A 16760-nucleotide genomic window follows, 5' to 3' on the forward strand; every position below is an offset into this window, starting at 1 on the left:
TGGACAAGATCATGTCCGTGCTAAGGCTTGTCTCATCCCTGTCAGCTTATTCACTGCGCAGCGCTTGCATTGGATCTACAGATGCTGCGCGCCGGGCGGGCAAGTAGCTTGCTATCGTGGCCACTCCAACCATCAGTACACACGCTGCCAAAAGCGTGACAGGATCGCCAGGCTTTAATCCGAAGAGCTGATTTGCGATCAGACGCGATGCGAAGGCGGCTGCGGGAACGCCGACCAGGAGGCCACAAAGAACCAGCAACAACGACTCACGCAATACCATACCCGCGATTCGGCTACGTTCCGCACCGAGCGCCATGCGAATGCCTATCTCACTGGTTCTTCGAGTCACGGTGTAGGACATCAAGCCGTAGAGACCTATACACGCCAGCAACAGAGCCAGAAGCGCAAAGAAGCTCGACAGGCGTGAGGTAATGCGCTCCCGAAAGAGCGTTTGCTCGATCTGCTCGGTTTGAGTGCGCACATCGAAGAGAGGTAATTTGTTGTCGATGGCGGAGACGATGCCGCGCACAGGTTTGACGAGTTCGTTGGGGTCTATAGCAGATCGCAACTCGAAGTGCGCGCTGTTGCCGACGAGCGGCAGAAACATCATGGGCCGAACTTCACCGCGCAGGTCGCGATATTTGGTGTCGCCGACGATGCCCACAATGAGAAATCCCGGTTGGGGTCCCTTCGCGGGTTCATCCTCCTGGGCGTCGCCAATGTGAAGCCCAAGAGGATTCCGGTTGGGGAAGAAACGGAGCGCGAAGGCTTGATTGATCATCACCGGCACAGGCGCAAGCTGTAGCGGGTGAGCGGAGACTGGAGCAGTTGGGCTAATGAGATTGGCAGAACTGGCGGAGCCTACAGGCAGTTTGCGAGCCGACTCTTCGGCTGCGGTGACGGCGGCATTGGTCGCGAAAGCTGAGGAAAAATCGGCAGACGAAAATACGCGGCCTGAGAGCACGGGAATGTGCATGGTGGAGAAGAAGCCGGGACCGACTGCAAGAGAGTACGTATTGATATTCGATTTGGGCGCAGCGCCGTCCAGGTGGACGTCAAGGCCTGAAATACTTTGGCTCACTAAGGCATCCTCGGAGTAGCTTGCCGATACGACGCCGGGCAATGCAGCCAGGCGCTGCTGTACGTTGCGATAGAGCTCGACCGTCTGTGCATCCGTGTATCCCGCAATCTTTGGATTGAGGCCGAAGAGCAGAACGTTCTGCGTGTCGAAGCCTGGGTGCAGTTGGTGAAGATTGGTCAAGGTGCGGACCAGCAATCCCGCTCCGGCCAGTACAACAAGGGAGAGCGCGACCTGTACGATGACAAACGTGTCACCGAGACGAATGCCTCGCCCACGCTGAGGTCCGCCGAGAGTGGAGGACGCACTCTCTTTGAGGAAAGGCGTCAGGTCTACTCGAGCGTCACGGAAGATGGGTGCAAGGCCCGAGAGAACTCCCGTGGCGAGAGTGACTGCAGTTGTGAAAGCCAACACACGCCAGTCCGGTGCGATAACAAAGGCGAAGGGCTGGGTAGTTCCCTGCGATAAGAGTTGAACGAGAGCGTGTACTCCCCAGATGGAAACCAACACGCCGGAGACACCGCCAGCCAACGACAGCACAACGCTTTCCGTGAGAAGTTGGCGTGCGATGCGAGCGCGGCTTGCGCCGAGCGCCTGGCGCGTTGCCATCTCCTTCTGCCTGCGCGCAGAGCGTGCGAGCATAAGGCCCGCGACATTTGCGCAGGCAACGAGCAGGACAAGGCCTACAGCCACCATGATCAGGTTCAGCATGGGTCCATACTCAACGCTCTCGCCGTTGAGGCCTTGCCGTGCGGGTAGAAGCCGGATAGCTGGACTATCCGCCGGAGAAGACAAGGGAGTGGCTCCATGGAGCACCTGATTGCGGAATATGTTCGATACCTCAACCTGGGCTTGGCCGATGGAGACCTCCGGCTTGAGCCTGCCAACCATGCTGACCCAGAAAATAGCGGGATCGGAGAGCCTGTCCCGGTCATTCCACCACTCGTTCCGCACACGGTCTACGAGCGATAACGGCATGAAGAAGTCCTGGGTTTTGCCGGGGGTTAGATGTCTAAAGCGCGGGCCGACGACACCGACGATAGCGACTTGTGTGCTGTTTACGCGGACAACACGGCCAACGACCGAGGGGTCCGCGCCAAAGGCGCGCTGCCAATAGCCGTAGTCCAGAACGATGACTGGAGGTGCAGAGGGCGAGTCATCGGAGAGACCGAGCTGCCGGCCAAGAATTGTCTTGATACCCAGGGTTGAGAAAAAATCGCCGGAGACATATTCGCCGTGCGCAATGACAGCGGAGCCCTCGCCCAGGAAGTTGACTTCAAGTGGACCTGCAAACGCCGCGACACTGGAGAAGGAGTTAGCCTGGGCCCTCACCGCACGAAAGAAAGGTACGGAGAGAGAACAGTCCGAACTGGTCGAGTCGCAATCACCGAAGTCGCTGTGACCGTGGAGTTTAAGTTGCTGACGGGACGTCCAGGTGAAGAGCACCAGTTGTTGCGGATTCTCAACCGGCAACGCACGGAACATTACGGCATCGATGACGCTAAAGATCGCAGTATTGGCGCCAATACCAAGCGCAAGAATCAGAACGATGGTCAGCGCAAACCCTGGGAACCTTCGGAGCTGCCGCAGAGCATAACGAAAGTCCTGCAGGAAACGTTCGACCGGCCCCCAGCCCCATGCCTCGTGGGTCTGTTCTTTGATCAGTGTCGTATTACCGAAGGCACGTCGAGCGGCGGAACGAGCCTCTTCCGGCGGCAGACCGCGTTCCTGTTGCTCTTCTTCTTCCAGCTCCAGATCGGAGAGAAGCTCTCGCTCGAGGTCGGCGCGTCTTTTCTTTATCTGCCACCATTTCATCTCAGCTCTCCTCAGCGGTGGGCCACATCACGCGCGCTACAGCTTCGGACATCTGCTTCCACTGCGACTCTTCGACGACCAACTGTTTCTTGCCTTTGTCCGTCAATCGGTAGTACTTGAATTCCCTGTTTCGGTCGGGAGCTGTCTCCCATTTGGCACTTACCCATCCTCTTTCCTCCAGACGATGCAATGCGGGATAGAGCGAACCGTGCTGCATCTGCAGGAAGTCGTTCGTGGTCCGCTGAATATGCTTTCCGATCTGGTGGCCATGGGCAGGACCATAAAGAAGCGTCCGTAAGATGAGCATGTCAAGCGTGCCCTGGAGAAGGCCTGTCCGTTGTTGTGCCGGTTTATCCATAGAAGACAATCTACCCTCAACTTGAGGCTGATGGTAGACATTCGACTATCGAATGTCAAGGGACGCAGGAAATTGGTAGTGTCTCCGTTTGATCTTGGTCCCGAGTGGGATTGTCAAAGGTTCTGGCTAGCAGAATGGAACTCTCGTGGCCCGAGCCTAGCGACTATGAGCGCGCACGAAACTTGCGGCCGGACGGCCTAACCACTGAGGAATCATCATCACTCTGGGAAAGCCAATCAATGGACCCGTTGCAAGGTTGGTGAGCATGCTCTCACTGAAGCCTGGCAGCTCATCGGCAACCTGCTTCCACTTCATTCCACGCTTGAGACGTTCCGCGTCGAGTGCAGCGTGCATGGCTCGCGTGTCGAAGCGAAGGATACGAGCCGGTCCGGGCTCAGGCAGGAGTTCGCTCGGCTGCGAAGGAGTGTCGATTTCAGACAGGAAGCTCTCGGGTGCCCGGCCCATCCATCTGAGAATCTGAAGTACGACCGCACTCGTTACAGAACGTTTGTCCTGCATCCCCCTCACCGTGGAGAGGCTGATTGGGATGGAGGGCGTACCTTCAAAAGGTTTGTTGATCTCGGACACTAATGCGGCCCAGCTTAACTCCTGAGCACGCCGCGCAGCATCCAAAGCTGCATACAGTCCTTGCATGTCAAAGTTGCGGAGCGGCATCTTCACCCACCAATCCTAGTGCAGACATGTTATGAAAACCGGGGTAGAAGTTCAAACTGAGATACTACCCATTTTTCGCTATTCGAATCTATGGCTCGTTATAATCTTCGCGGACTAAAATCTATTGATTCTTAATGGTCCAAGTCGCGCGCCACCTGGCGAAGATCAAGCTATAGAGGCCCAGGCAAGATATGTTTACGCAACGCCGTCTATCCATAGTTCTATTTTTTCTCTTTTGCGGAATCTACGCTGACGCCCTCTTTGCTCAACAGAACACATCGCTGTCTGACGACCCGAAACTGTTACGCCGCCCGGACTCGTTACAAATCATGCTTGATGTAGTCGCCGCTAATGCCGACGGTCCGGTCAATAATCTGGCACAGCAGAATTTCACGGTTCTTATCGACAAAAAGCCAGTTCCGATCTCCGACTTTCATTCCGTAACGCTCCAGACCGAACAGGCGGAGCCGGTAGAGATAGTGCTTGTAGTCGACGAGGTTAACACCCCTTTCGCTAGCTTGAACTATGCGCGAGGCCAGATTCGGCGCTTCCTGGAACAAAATGCCGGTAAGCTCAAACATCCCGTGCGGTTGGCATTCTTGTCCCGGAGCGGATGCGAGATTCAGGCAGATTCCTCCAGCGATGGCAACGCAGTACTTGCAGCCTTCGATCAACACGCACCCGGCCTCCAGACCATTCACAGCTCATCGGTCCATCTCACCCTGGTCTCGCTACGAAAGATCGCCGCTGAAGAGGCGAAGAGACCTGGCAGAAAGCTGGTGGTCTGGATCGGCTCTGGATGGCCCATATCCGCTGACGTTGGTGGCGTTGAAATATCCGCCAAGGAGCGCCATCGCGTCTTTGAGGGGATCATCTTTATCTCCACGGCTTTGCGGCAGGCGCGCATCACGCTGTACTGCGTCAGCGCCGGGGGCGCCGATTCCAGTGGAACGCACTATGAAGCTTTTCTAAAGCCCGTTACTACCGTGGGCGATACCGAGGAAGGGAATGTGAACATGCAGGTGCTGGCGGTGCAGAGTGGAGGGCTTGTCTTGAAGGCCTCGAACGATGTCTCTGCCATGCTTGAGCAATGTATGGCAGACGCTGACTCTTTTTATACTTTGACGATCATGGCACCACTCACTGGCCCCGAGAAGTTTCACAAGATCGAAGTCAAGACGAATACCTCGGGGACGCAGGTACGGACCCGTTACGGGTATTACGGTTAAGGGTGATGTCTTGATAGCGTGCTTGTTTCGCCGTCACCAAAGAAGACAATTCAGTCGTTGCGCCCTTCGGGCTTCACTCCGGCCTGCGGCAGAGAGGTGTGGTTTGGGGGGGATGCGGCCTTTTACGGCAGGGTTGAAACCCTGCCCTTCCGTTCCGTGCCTCAACAATTTGTTTGTACGGTTCGACCTGCCGCCAAGAGCAGTTTGATCACAAACTTCAGGACAACACAGTCTCTGCAGCCACGCTGCAGAAGCGACGTGCAGCCGCCACCAAAATTATCTCCTATACATATAGTTGACAAAAACAGAATTCGCGAGATAGTCTCCTATGCGTATAGGAGGAGTTGTCAATGCCTAAACCTGTTAAGGTCCTGACGCCGCTGGAGCGGCGAATCATGCGCGTGCTCTGGGAGGATGGCGCGGGGAATGTCCAGAAGGTTCTGCAGGGACTGGAGGGGGAGCCTCCACTTGCCTACACGACCATACAGACGACGCTGAATGTCCTGCATCGCAAAGGAAGAGTGAAGAGGAAGCTCGTTGGGCGGGCTTATGAGTACAGTGCCGCCGTCTCTCAGGAGGCAGCCGACTCCCACGCGATCAAGGACGTTCTGCGCAAGGTATTTCAGGGGTCAGTGGATGACCTCCTCCTTTCTCTGGTGAAGTCCAAACACCTCAACGCGCAAAAACTTGCTGAACTACAGGCGAAGCTGGAAGCCGCCGGGGACGCCGAGGAGGAAGCGAAATGAGCACGATTCGAGAGCTTGTATTCGACTGGCTGTTCAATGCGTCGGTGCAGATTGGAGTGTTTGCGATTTTGGCGCTGGTACTCTCACCCTTCATCGCGAAAGCCAAAGCGAAGTATCAACATTACTTTTATCTCGCCATATTCGCCCTCTGTATGGCTGCACCTGCTTGCAATACCTTCTGGCAAACCCGTCCGAGTGTGGTCGTAAAGAGATCTCAGCAGCAGCTGATACAGGGGACGGAGGCCCCTGCCCATCCCTTCTGGATCTGGAACGGGCACTCCCAGGTGCACGAACCGACCCTCCTGGTTCCAGGTGCGAAGACTGCGCTCCTTGTTATCTGGCAGGTGCTTTTTCTTTATCAGTTGATCCAATTTGGCCGCGGCATCTATCGAGTTCATCGCCTGCGCAGGAACGCTTCGTTGATCTCTCTCGGCCAAATAGGAATGGCTGATTCCGGAATGACTGGCTTAGGGATCGAGCCTCCGCAGCGTGTTGCCCTTCTTCAATCGACAGCCATTGACGATCCGGTCACGGTTGGCGTGTTTCATCCCGCGATCATTTTGCCCAGCAAAGTGATCCCAGCTCTTGACGGGCAGGATCTCACGGCGATCCTTGCGCACGAATACGGACACATTCGCAGGAAAGACTTTCTGGTGCTCCTTTTGTGTCAGTTGATCACGCTGCCTGTGGCCTGGCACCCCGGCATTCGGTACCTGATGTCGAAGATTTCGCAGACGCGTGAACTTGCCTGCGATGAGTACGCCGCGGTTCGCCTTGGACAGCGAATCGTATATGCCCGCACACTCTTACGCCTGGCGTCATTGTGCTTGCAACTACCTCGTAGCAACGCAGTGGGGCTAGGTATTTTCGATGGTGACAACCTGGAGGATCGAATCATGATGCTGACTGAGAAGAGAACTTCGCTATCCCGCGCCGGTCTGATTGGACTGGCTTTGGCAACAAGCTTTCTATTTGGCTCGAGCACGGTACTCGCGCGCGCAGTGAGCCTGCAAGAAGCTTCTGCATCCACCAATAACGCGAAGATCTTCGCCGGAACCTGGCACTGGATGTTCCAGGGGCGAAGTTTCTCCACGATGGTTCTGGTTCAGAATGGCTCAGTGATCACCGGAACACTTACTTCATCGAGGATTGCGCTGGACGATGATGGAGAACTGAGCATGGCGGACCCCGGCGAAGACACCACGCCCTCACCGATTACAACGAAGCTGGAGGGCAATGTGCTACGCGTCACACTTGGGGATGGGGGTGGGGACCATCCCTTCGGGTTCCTTGTAACCCTGAAGGACGCTACCCATGCGGAGATACTTCCTATCGCCCCCCCAGCAAAAAATATGAAGCCAATACAGGCTGTGAGGGTTAACTAGAAGCCACCTAACCTGCGAAGGGGCCCTTGGCCCTAAAGATCAAGGGCCCGTTCACATCCAGCGATTTTCTTTTCATCTTCCCCAAGTGAATGGCGTTGGCATTGGCCTCGGGCTTTTTTGCGTGCATTGGCAAACAGCCCGGGGCTAAAGCCCAGTTCTTGCGTGGCTTTATTCCGTAGCCTAAAGGCTACGGCTCCCTCCGTCTCCCTGACGCTGAAGCGTCAGGGAACGCGCTTCGCACTGTAGTGAACGGGCCATCATTATTCAATGAGCTAACGACCCAGGACCCTAGACGTTGAGAAGGGAGGCGAACGTGAGTTCCCTCCCTTCTGCAGTCACAGCGATCATCGCTTGGTGGGAATGGCTGCCCAAATTGTTGGGTCCTCTTCACCAAGCACCCAGGAGCAAACGCCTTGAATCCCTGACTGCTTCGCCAGATCGTAGCGATCCATGAACGCTCGCTTGTCGGTATAGAAGACCCACTCGCGCATCTGGTCGCGGTTGAAATAGAACCATGGCGTGTGCTCTTCCTCGTCCCACTGCGTCTTGCCGCCGTAGGTATCGCGCAGGTAGATGGCGTTGGGTTCGGAGATATATTCTGCTGTCGGGTTCGGTGTCTTCTCTGCCTTATTCAAGCCAGGATCGCCCGTGTACCAGTGGTATCCATAGACGGCAATTCCAAGCGACAGTTTTTCTTTGGGCACGACCTTTAGCGCGTAGTCCAGATTCTGCTTCGTCCATACCCATCCGCCCACGGGTCCGGGCATGGTCCAGTGGGTGTTCTGGTCGTAGGTCATCAGGCAGATCAGATCCACCGATTCACTCAGTGCCTTCAGGTCGAATGCGCCTCTCCACTCCTGAAAGATCCACTTTCCAAAGGCTGTCTCGCCTGCGTGTCCCGGTGCGTTGGGCACAACATCGATCTGTACCTGTAGATGTTCTCTATGCAATACGTCGGACGTTTTCTTTACCAGTGCCGATAGGCCATCGCGGTCGGTCCACATGACATCTTCAATATCCAGGTTGACGCCGTCGTACCCATTCTCTTTACACTCGCGCACGAAGGCCTGGTTCATCTCATCCTGCGCCTTCTGGTCTCCGATGAGAGTGTGAATCTTCTCGTGGTTGAAGAGCGCAAACAACGGGATGATCGTCAGGTGCGCGTCATGCGCGGCCTTGAGGACCGTGGGTTGAGGCTCACCTGTCACCATGCCCGCTTCATCGAACTGATACCACGTGGGAGAGATGATATCGATCTTGTCTTTGTGCTGCAGAAACGAGTTCACCGATGCGGCGCCATTGCCCATCCAGAACTCGACCTTTTGTGCCTGCGCTACTATACCGCCAAACAGCGTGGCCGCTGCCACAATCGACACTGAAACAAATCTCGTCATCTCAATCCTCATCTTTGAATCTTTATAGAAAAGGCCGGAAATTCTTCTCCGGCCTTCCTGCTACTGTTGCGCTTCACAGATTCAAATTGTAGCGTCCGGAACGATAGGACATGCGAAGAAGTTACGCAACAAAGGACTTCAACTCCTCCTCAACCAGCAAGAGCCTGGTCTTGCCAGTTTCGAAATACGACTGCCTGGCCATGCAGGATGCCCTCAGCGTCGGTCACTTGCCACACTGTCCCGTCCTCTATCCAGAATCGCCGTCCTGACTTGGCCACACGCAGGCCGCGATAATCCTTCACAAAACCCTGACGTGCAACCGTGTCCAGAAAACGCTGGCGCTCCTCCTGCTGCGGCGCCTCGGCGCTCAGTCGCGAGTGCAGCGAGGTCACCTCCTCCCAGGAGTATTCGAAGCAGGCCTGTGCGGCTTTATTGGCATACACAAAGCGCGGATCCGGCTCTGTGTTATGCGCGAGCACACAGAACGGCGCTTCCTCGTAGAGCCAAAGAGCTGCCTCTCGATAGTTCTTTGTGCCCGGGACCAAAGCCTCCCCCACCAGTCGCGAGTAGCTGCTGGACAGAAGCTCGAAGAATTTGGAATCAACAGTTACGCTCATGAAGACCGCCACCTTGCGAAAGACTTTAATCAGCTTGCACTAGCTCCGACACACTTTCGCAACCCTGAAAATGGAATCGCAACCATAAAAATGATATATAGTACTTTCAACAAGCAGCGCAAGCCTGCAACGATTCACCACAGGCTTGTTCCTGTAACACCCTTCTCATCACACCCTTCTAATCTGACAACCGTACTGCAAAAAAATTGATGTCGGCAATATACGTATCAAACTAAGGAGGCCCCCTATGGAGGGACTGATTCAGTTTCCTACGAATGCAGAGTACGCCGGACCTTATCTGGATGGTTTTCAGTACATTGTCGATACGCTCGGCCAATGGGGCCTGACCCTTTGTGCCGGCGTAACAGGCGGCGGCCTCATTCATTTCCTCAAGTATCTGGCACCTCTTGGCACTTCGACGCCGGACTCCCTCACCTCCGAGAACATCGAGTTCTTCACCATCGGGGAATACATCGCGGGCTTCGTTCCTCTCGGCTATTTTCTTGCGACGGGACGCATTGCGAGCGCTGCCGCCACGACAGGAGCTGCTACCAAGCTGCTCACCTGTGGCGCCACCGATGCCAAGCTGCACAATATTCCTGCGGTCTATATCGTGCCCATCTCCGCACCCAGCGCGGCAGGATACAGCCCGCTGCAGGACAGCTCACGACACGGACTCAACATCGTCGGTCAACTGGAAGCCGAACTGCCTGGGTCGGTCTTTCTGCTCGAGGGCAAGAGTGATATCGATCTAAAGCTGGCTGCCGCAGCACGCGTGCTGGCAGATCACAAGCCCATCGTTCTTGTGCTCGACCCCGAAGGACTCTCGAACAACAGCTTCACGCATGGACACATCACCCAACCGAAGCGGGGCACCGCTGCGCTTGCTCGACGCATCCATCTGATCGATACGCTGCCCGGCCGCCTGCATCAGAAGAAAGTCGTTCTTCTTGTCGGCGAAGAGATGGCACGATGCCGCAATAGCCGCGCACTGACAACAGAACTCTCTGAGGTGCTCGGTGCTGCTGTGGTCTACAGCATCAATGGGGCCAACGCAGTCGACCGCGAAAACCCACGTTGCTACGGATACATCTCATTCGGCGGCAACGAAGTGGCAACTGACGTGTGGAATGCGGTCGACGACAAGACCATCATCCTATCGCTCGGCTGCGACTTCGACGAATACACCACCGGGACCAAACCCATCCTCTCCGGCGACATATGGATCTTCACCAATGGGATCGAAGGCTATGGCCCAGTCAATGGGACCTACAGTCATCGCTTCAAAGGCGGCTGCATCGAGGTTCTCGGGGAGATGGAGGAGAGTCTCAACTACTTCCTCCAACGTCTTCGCGAAGTCAAACCCGACACCGTACGATATCCCCCTGCGCCAGCCAACCTCAACACCAGAAAATCTCCCAGCGCACGTAAGGGATTCGTCGATCTATACGACTTCTACAAAAAGATCGACGACCTGTGGAGACAGGACAGCATCGGGTTCGACGACATCTGCATCTCGTATAAGGATCGGCAGTATGTCACTCAGCGGCCCAATCAGCTCTGCCCCTTCTACTCTCTCTACAGGGGATCGGCGATGGGCGGCGCGCTCGGGCTCGGCGTCGGTGCAAAGCTCGGAGATCCCACGCGAACCGTCTTCGTCTTCACCGGGGATGGCTGCTTCCGGCTTATCTCAGGCGGACTCTCCGAGATGAGTCGCCTCGGTCTGAATGTCTTTGTTCTGGATAATCAAACCTACGGCATCGTGCACCATGGCCTTACGAAGATCCTCTCCGATACTCCGTCGGAACGCTACCACTCCGATCTCTGTAACCTCGACTATGCTTCGATCGCAGCCGGTCATGGGTGGGATCATCGACGTATCGCAGAGGACCTCAGCAACATCGAGGAAGTGATGGAACGTTGTTACCAACCTGCGCACAGGTCGGTTCTCATCGAACTCCGTATCGACCCAATGCAGGATCTGGGACAGAACCCACGCCTCGCGAATCTCTAAAAAAGCAGAACCGGAACTCATTTCGAAGTATCCGTGGCGCGAGTTGCAGCCGCGCTGCCGCTGCTGGGTTGCAAACCGTCGATGAAGGTTTTCATTTCGAGGAGACATCCTATCGATACCTATTACTTGCAGGCTCCTGAGCAGCGGGCGTCGAGAAGCATGTCCAGAACTGCCTGATAGCCAAGCTGTGACATATTCGCGGCAGCATCGACGTCGATATCGACCTTATGGACTACGACAAGATCCATCATGGGAAAGACAGTGATGAACTGGCCGCCGGTCCCCATAGCCGAGTAAGCACCTTGATAGGGACCGATAGAAACATTGCCGGGATAAACGGGGGCATCCCAAACCCACCAGAGACGGCCATAGCCCCAGCGTGCAGGTAGTGCGGCGTTATGCATGAAGATGGGGTTAAGCTCGGAAAACGGTGTGACGAGCGAGGTGCTCCAGGCAAGAAAGTTTCCGTCTGCCAGGTTCTTTCCGCCCCATCTGCCGCCAGAGATCATGAGCACTCCGATGCGAGCCATGTCACGGGTGGAGAGCCACATGGGATAGCCAGGATGAACATGATTTGGGTCAACGGGTTTCTTTTGGCGCGCGCGGTCGAAATCCTGCATCTGGAGTGGAATAGCAAGATCGTCGCGCAGAGCGTCATAGATGTTCTTCCCCGTGAGCTTTTCGAAGAGAGTTCCGAGGGCATTGAAGTCCCAGTTGTTGTAGAAGAAATGAGTGCCGGGGAACTCAGACCCACGACGCGGTGCAATGTTGTCCTGATCGCCGTCTCCGTTCGGTATGTAAATACCAGAGCGGGAGGTGATGAGCTGCTCAAAGTTGGCAGTCTCTTCGGGATGGATAAAAGGCACCTTGTCCTGCAAGCCGAGCTGCACTACGGTGGAGTAGTTAAGACCCTCTTTGATGTTCTTAAGTTCAGCGGCATAGAGAATATCCAGAACGCTCTTGCGTACGGAGGCGACGTTGGTAGCTCGGGTAGTGTCGCCATACTCGAAGAGAACCTTGCCCTTGTAGACAGCCATCATCGCCGTAGAAGGATGTGTTTTCAGCCAGGCACGGAGTACTTCAAGACGTTCGCTGGAAAAGCCTGCAGCTTCCGGTGTGACGTGCTCCCAGCTAGCGCCTGGGACAACGTACCCGTTTCCCATATCGATGGAGCCGGACGGGTTGGCCTGTGGTGCCGCCTCGGGAACAACTCCTACCGCGATGAAGGAAAACAGGATGAGCGCGAGACGGGACCTTAACATGCCCCGAAGTATAGCAACCGAATATGACCGCTATACAGCGAATCCCGTATAGGCACCAAGCGGCGTTTTACAGGAAGCGACGCCGTAGAGAACTGCGTCCGGTTGGTCGTGACTCACCCTCTATCCCTATTCGTGGACCTGAAGGGCTTGCCGCCTCAGGGTTCTTCGCCGAGAAGATTGCTGATGCGCACGATCGTTGCGGTCTGCTCAGGGCTAATGCGGCTCAGAAGGTTTTTGCGCACGGAATGCGCATGAATGGGCCGCGCGCGATCTAACTTCTCTCGCCCTGATTTTGTGAGGACGACCAGCACCACTTTGCCTCCACCGGGGCGACGCTCGACGAGGGATCGTCTCTCCATTCGGTTCAATTGATGGGAGAGACGGCTCTTGTCCCATCCCATTACTCGGGCGAGTTCCTGCTGGCGCATTTCGCCATGGCCGAAGGCCTCGAGCCGGGACAACACACCAAATTCGGGGCCCGATAGGCCGGTCGCCTGAGCGATATCCTGCCCTACGCGCGCAAGCACATCCTCGTTCATGAGCCGGAACGCATGCCAGACACGGAGCTCATGCGGAGAGAGAGGTTTCGTCGCCATCGTTGATTCCAGCATAGCGTCGAATGGTTGACGCATCAACTATCTATGGCTAGTATGGTTGACGTGTCAACTATACTCAACCCGGAAGGCTCCAGCGAGGTCTCTCCTCCTGAACGCTTGAGATTTCTGCTTCAAAGGCTGGAGGGTAATTCTCTTCTCTTTCAACAGAACTCTTTGAGCGAACGCCTTCTTGCAATGGATGAGATTGACGCCCTGGCCGGAGGCACTGCCTCGACGATGTCCGAGGCCGCAGCCTTTGCGGAGATCGAGCGGCGTGCGCTTACCCTGCAGCACCGGCTCGAATCAGCCAACGCGGAACTCTACCAGTTCATTCGTACCGAGATCATTGGTGGACACATGCAGACGATTCTTCGATGGCTTGACGACCTGAATCCTGAAGCACAAAACGCTCTTCCGCGCCCCGGCCTGGGCTTCGATGCTCGGGACGACTTCATGGCCAGCCTCTTTCAGCACAGCGATCCGGGGGATGTGTCTTCTCTGGGATCACGGGAGATGATCGCCTACCAGCCGACGCCCGTTCGTCATGTGCTTCATTTGCTGAAGACCGTAACGCTATCGGATGACGATCTCTTCGTCGATCTCGGTTCCGGCATGGGACACGTGCCACTCATGATGTCGATGCTGGCTGGAGTTAGAAGTCTCGGCATAGAGATAGAGCCGGCCTATGTTGCCAATGCCGAAAGATGCGCCAGAACCCTGCAACTGGAAAATGCTTCGTTCGTTGCCGCAGATGCACGGGATGCAGACTTTTCTGTAGGCACGATTTTCTATCTATACTCACCCTTCACCGGTTCGATTCTGAAGCAGGTGCTGAGACGATTACGGGAGCAGAGTCTAAAGCGCCCGATCAAAGTGTGTTCGCTCGGACCTTGCACCTGCGATCTCGCAAAGGAACGATGGTTGAAGACGAGCGGACCTTTGGATCCGAATCGCATCACTGTCTTTGAGTCTCAGTGAGCACCTCTGACCATTCTGCCCTTTAATGACAGGACGATTTGCCGTTTCGCAGCCTGGGGTTGCGGCATACACTCTAACCAATGGCAATGAATCCCGTCACGGCCAAATGGCAGACTCATCTTCTATGGACGATGCTGCTCTTGTATGTGCTGGCACGCGTCTGCCAACTCTACGCAGACAGACTCCCGGCCTTGTTGATCGTGATTCTGCATGTTGTACCCCCTGCGGTGTTTGCAGCGGTTCATGGGAGCATCCTCTATCGAGTGAGAGGCATGTTGGCCTTCACTACGTTTTGTGTTGGAGTGGCAGGTCTGTGTGAAAGCCTCAGTCTCCGTACAGGCTTTCCGTTTGGGCATTACTACTTCACGAATGTGATGGGGCCGAAGATCCTTAACGTGCCCATTCTGCTGATCCTCGCGTACCTCGGAATCGGCTATTGCTCCTGGGTGCTGAGCCTTTTGATCCTCGGATATCGCAATAAACCTCTCGTGGGGGTGCGCGTTGTTGCTCTTCCGATGCTGGCTAGTTTCATCATGCTTGCATGGGATCTTTCGATGGAGCCGGACTGGGCTACCGTGGACCGGGCCTGGATCTGGCGGGATGGTGGTTCCTTTTACGGCGTTCCTATTAGTAACTTCCTGGGTTGGTATCTGACCGCCTATCTCTTCTATCAAGCCTTCGCTCTCTATTGCAGAGCAAGGCCGGTCCAACCACCACCCACCTCTCGGAGCTACTGGCGTGCGCCCATTCTCTTCTACGGAATCTGCGCCTTCGGGAATCTGCTGCTTCTCAGGCTGCCGATGGCCCCACCTGTCGTAATGGACGCAACGGGCAAGCCATGGATCACGATGGATATTCTCAGAACAGATGCGCTGATGTCGCTGCTTGTGATGGGTCCGATGGCGCTGCTGGCCTGGCTTAGGTTAAGAGAGAAAGAGTCTGATCCCAATGAGGCTCATCAAGTTTCCGTAGTCCGAACTATGCAGCCAGAATAGATTGCTTTTAGGCCACTCGTAACGGCTTATGTTGCCAATGCCGAGAGATGTGCCAGGACCCTGCAACTGGAAGACGCTTCGTTCGTTGCCGCAGATGCACGCGATGCAGACTTCTCAAAAGGCGCGATCTTCTATCTGTACTCACCCTTCACCGGCTCGATTCTGAATCAGGTGCTGGAACGATTACGGAAGCAGAGTCTAAAGCGGCCGATCAAAGTGTGTTCGCTCAGACCCTATACCTGCGATCTCGCAAAGGAACGATGGTTGAAGACGAGCGGACCTTTGGCCCCGAATAGCATCACTCTCTTTGAGTCCAATTCACGAGACCGTTACATGGGACAACTAGCATGTACGCAACTCTGATCAGGAATTCGACAATGATACTTCGTGCCTGTGCCGTATTGATGGTTCTGTCCATAGCTGTTCTGGGTTGCTCCAGCAGCCCTTCCAGCAGCTCTTCTACGCCGGCCACCATCCCCGTGCCAACGTCAGTGGCGGGCACACAGGGCAACGCTTATACGATATCCGTGTTTGCGAAAGCGCCGGGTACGCTAGTTCCAGACGACATGGTGCAGATGGGCAGTTCGGTCTTCGTTATCTGCCAGGACCCGAATGTCAATCCTGACGGCACCCTGGCTGCTGGCGTGACCTCCGCGCAGGCGGAAGTGATTGAGTATGACGAGAAGGGCAATGTGCTGCAAACCTTCAACGTGCCGGGGCATCCCGATGGCATGACGGTCTACAACTCCAATACGGTGTGGGTCAGCAGCAACGAAGACGCGAATCCGGTTATTACGGTCATCAACACCACCAGCAACACGCTCCAGTCGTATACTTCCGACGTCGCGCAGTTGCCGCACGGCGGCGGTCTTGACGACATGAAGATCATCAACGGGGTTGTGTATGCCAGCGCATCCAACCCCACGACCACGGCGAACCCCAGTCCGAATCTGGCGCCATACTCGACCGACTCCAGTGGCGCCACAGCGGAATACGGCGTAAACGCAGGGCCCGCGCTTTACACTATTGCGCTCAACAGCGATGGCAAAACCTTTCACTCGACGCCCATCCTAATGTCCAGCACAGCGACTACCGCGATCATTGGCAACACGCCAGTTACCCTGAACATGACCGACACGGACTCCTCGATGATCGACCCGTCCGGAGATCTGGTTGTCGCGAGCCAACAGGACTCGGAGATGGTGTTTGTCAAGAACATCGGTACCGCGACGCAGTCGACCAGCGTGCTGAACGTGACGCTCTACGGCAACCCGTGGCCATTGGATGATACCCGCTGGTCGCCGGCTAGCGGGACTTCCTTCATGCTGGTCTCCGACACGCCTGCACAGTTGATCTATCGCATCGATGCGACGAACGGTTTTACAGCCAGCACGGCGTATAGCTCCGGTCAAGGTACGGTTTTACAGACCAACACTACTACCGGCGCGCTAACGCCTATCTATATCGGCATGAATAATCCGCATGGCCTGATATTCGTGACAACGAATTAGGCCCCGTCCGGATTTTGTGCGACGCCGGAAGACTGCATCGCGATCAACGTTTTTTACGGTGCCAGCTTCAGTTGCCCGGGATCGAGCGGCGCTCCCAGGCACGAGCG

Annotated in this window: 14 protein-coding genes; 7 read left to right on the top strand and 7 right to left on the bottom strand. The window is 55.7% G+C overall.

Features of this window, described 5'->3' with window-relative positions; translation table 11 throughout:
• Window positions 1-46: 46 nt before the first annotated feature.
• From GSQ91_RS06660 to GSQ91_RS06670, 3 genes are all read right to left on the bottom strand, one after another.
• Window positions 47-2893 carry an ABC transporter permease gene (locus GSQ91_RS06660; protein ID WP_158820477.1) on the bottom strand — a complete coding sequence of 949 codons (2847 nt, stop codon included), beginning with the start codon at window positions 2891-2893 and terminating at the stop codon, window positions 47-49.
• Window position 2894: 1 nt separating this feature from the next.
• Window positions 2895-3251, bottom strand: a complete 357-nt coding sequence (locus GSQ91_RS06665) for a PadR family transcriptional regulator (RefSeq protein WP_158820478.1) — start codon at window positions 3249-3251, stop codon at window positions 2895-2897.
• Window positions 3252-3407: 156 nt separating this feature from the next.
• On the bottom strand, window positions 3408-3932 hold the full coding sequence (locus GSQ91_RS06670) for a hypothetical protein (RefSeq protein WP_158820479.1): 525 nt from the start codon (window positions 3930-3932) through the stop codon (window positions 3408-3410).
• A 323-nt stretch (window positions 3933-4255) separates the two neighbouring features.
• Here GSQ91_RS06670 and GSQ91_RS06675 point away from each other — a divergent pair, with 323 nt between their 5' ends.
• From GSQ91_RS06675 to GSQ91_RS06685, 3 genes are all read left to right on the top strand, one after another.
• Window positions 4256-5155 carry a VWA domain-containing protein gene (locus tag GSQ91_RS06675; protein WP_158820480.1) on the top strand — a complete coding sequence of 300 codons (900 nt, stop codon included), beginning with the start codon at window positions 4256-4258 and terminating at the stop codon, window positions 5153-5155.
• Between the two features lie 350 nt (window positions 5156-5505).
• Window positions 5506-5901 carry a BlaI/MecI/CopY family transcriptional regulator gene (locus tag GSQ91_RS06680; protein ID WP_158820481.1) on the top strand — a complete coding sequence of 132 codons (396 nt, stop codon included), beginning with the start codon at window positions 5506-5508 and terminating at the stop codon, window positions 5899-5901.
• The gene (locus GSQ91_RS06685; RefSeq protein WP_158820482.1) at window positions 5898-7286 is read left to right on the top strand and encodes a M56 family metallopeptidase; all 1389 of its coding nucleotides are present in this window, start codon (window positions 5898-5900) and stop codon (window positions 7284-7286) included. The genes GSQ91_RS06680 and GSQ91_RS06685 overlap by 4 nt, the downstream gene beginning before the upstream one ends.
• Window positions 7287-7630: 344 nt before the next feature.
• On the opposite strand, the gene GSQ91_RS06690 is transcribed toward GSQ91_RS06685, so the two are convergent.
• Both GSQ91_RS06690 and GSQ91_RS06695 read right to left on the bottom strand, forming a co-directional pair.
• Window positions 7631-8680 carry a glycosyl hydrolase family 18 protein gene (locus GSQ91_RS06690; protein WP_158820483.1) on the bottom strand — a complete coding sequence of 350 codons (1050 nt, stop codon included), beginning with the start codon at window positions 8678-8680 and terminating at the stop codon, window positions 7631-7633.
• A 149-nt stretch (window positions 8681-8829) separates the two neighbouring features.
• The gene (locus GSQ91_RS06695; protein ID WP_158820484.1) at window positions 8830-9297 is read right to left on the bottom strand and encodes an MEKHLA domain-containing protein; all 468 of its coding nucleotides are present in this window, start codon (window positions 9295-9297) and stop codon (window positions 8830-8832) included.
• Between the two features lie 247 nt (window positions 9298-9544).
• Between GSQ91_RS06695 and GSQ91_RS06700 the strand changes: the two genes are divergently transcribed.
• Window positions 9545-11311 carry a thiamine pyrophosphate-dependent enzyme gene (locus GSQ91_RS06700; RefSeq protein ID WP_158820485.1) on the top strand — a complete coding sequence of 589 codons (1767 nt, stop codon included), beginning with the start codon at window positions 9545-9547 and terminating at the stop codon, window positions 11309-11311.
• A 122-nt stretch (window positions 11312-11433) separates the two neighbouring features.
• On the opposite strand, the gene GSQ91_RS06705 is transcribed toward GSQ91_RS06700, so the two are convergent.
• Together GSQ91_RS06705 and GSQ91_RS06710 are read right to left on the bottom strand one after the other, a co-directional pair.
• The gene (locus GSQ91_RS06705; protein ID WP_158820486.1) at window positions 11434-12573 is read right to left on the bottom strand and encodes a serine hydrolase; all 1140 of its coding nucleotides are present in this window, start codon (window positions 12571-12573) and stop codon (window positions 11434-11436) included.
• Between the two features lie 155 nt (window positions 12574-12728).
• Window positions 12729-13169, bottom strand: a complete 441-nt coding sequence (locus GSQ91_RS06710) for a MarR family winged helix-turn-helix transcriptional regulator (protein ID WP_158820487.1) — start codon at window positions 13167-13169, stop codon at window positions 12729-12731.
• Window positions 13170-13343: 174 nt separating this feature from the next.
• Here GSQ91_RS06710 and GSQ91_RS06715 point away from each other — a divergent pair, with 174 nt between their 5' ends.
• The 3 genes from GSQ91_RS06715 (at window position 13344) to GSQ91_RS06725 (ending at window position 16653) form a co-directional block, all read left to right on the top strand.
• Complete coding sequence (locus GSQ91_RS06715) at window positions 13344-14147, top strand: class I SAM-dependent methyltransferase (RefSeq protein WP_158820488.1); 804 nt, start codon at window positions 13344-13346, stop codon at window positions 14145-14147.
• An 80-nt stretch (window positions 14148-14227) separates the two neighbouring features.
• The gene (locus GSQ91_RS06720; RefSeq protein ID WP_158820489.1) at window positions 14228-15142 is read left to right on the top strand and encodes a carotenoid biosynthesis protein; all 915 of its coding nucleotides are present in this window, start codon (window positions 14228-14230) and stop codon (window positions 15140-15142) included.
• A gap of 377 nt (window positions 15143-15519) precedes the next feature.
• Window positions 15520-16653 (top strand): hypothetical protein, encoded by a 1134-nt coding sequence (locus tag GSQ91_RS06725; RefSeq protein WP_158820490.1) that lies wholly within the window; start codon window positions 15520-15522, stop codon window positions 16651-16653.
• Window positions 16654-16760: the final 107 nt, after the last annotated feature.

The sequence above is a fragment of the Granulicella sp. S156 genome, assembly GCF_009766105.1.
Lineage (GTDB): Bacteria > Acidobacteriota > Terriglobia > Terriglobales > Acidobacteriaceae > Granulicella.

Bases quoted from the DNA above. Each gene is read 5' to 3' on its own strand.
- GSQ91_RS06700 (WP_158820485.1), top strand. From the start codon at position 9,545: ATGGAGGGACTGATTCAGTTTCCTACGAATGCAGAGTACGCCGGACCT.
- GSQ91_RS06710 (WP_158820487.1), bottom strand. From the start codon at position 13,169: ATGGCGACGAAACCTCTCTCTCCGCATGAGCTCCGTGTCTGGCATGCG.
- GSQ91_RS06725 (WP_158820490.1), top strand. From the start codon at position 15,520: ATGATACTTCGTGCCTGTGCCGTATTGATGGTTCTGTCCATAGCTGTT.
- GSQ91_RS06705 (WP_158820486.1), bottom strand. From the start codon at position 12,573: ATGTTAAGGTCCCGTCTCGCGCTCATCCTGTTTTCCTTCATCGCGGTA.
- GSQ91_RS06695 (WP_158820484.1), bottom strand. From the start codon at position 9,297: ATGAGCGTAACTGTTGATTCCAAATTCTTCGAGCTTCTGTCCAGCAGC.
- GSQ91_RS06665 (WP_158820478.1), bottom strand. From the start codon at position 3,251: ATGGATAAACCGGCACAACAACGGACAGGCCTTCTCCAGGGCACGCTT.
- GSQ91_RS06660 (WP_158820477.1), bottom strand. From the start codon at position 2,893: ATGAAATGGTGGCAGATAAAGAAAAGACGCGCCGACCTCGAGCGAGAG.
- GSQ91_RS06690 (WP_158820483.1), bottom strand. From the start codon at position 8,680: ATGACGAGATTTGTTTCAGTGTCGATTGTGGCAGCGGCCACGCTGTTT.
- GSQ91_RS06675 (WP_158820480.1), top strand. From the start codon at position 4,256: ATGCTTGATGTAGTCGCCGCTAATGCCGACGGTCCGGTCAATAATCTG.
- GSQ91_RS06720 (WP_158820489.1), top strand. From the start codon at position 14,228: ATGGCAATGAATCCCGTCACGGCCAAATGGCAGACTCATCTTCTATGG.
- GSQ91_RS06680 (WP_158820481.1), top strand. From the start codon at position 5,506: ATGCCTAAACCTGTTAAGGTCCTGACGCCGCTGGAGCGGCGAATCATG.
- GSQ91_RS06685 (WP_158820482.1), top strand. From the start codon at position 5,898: ATGAGCACGATTCGAGAGCTTGTATTCGACTGGCTGTTCAATGCGTCG.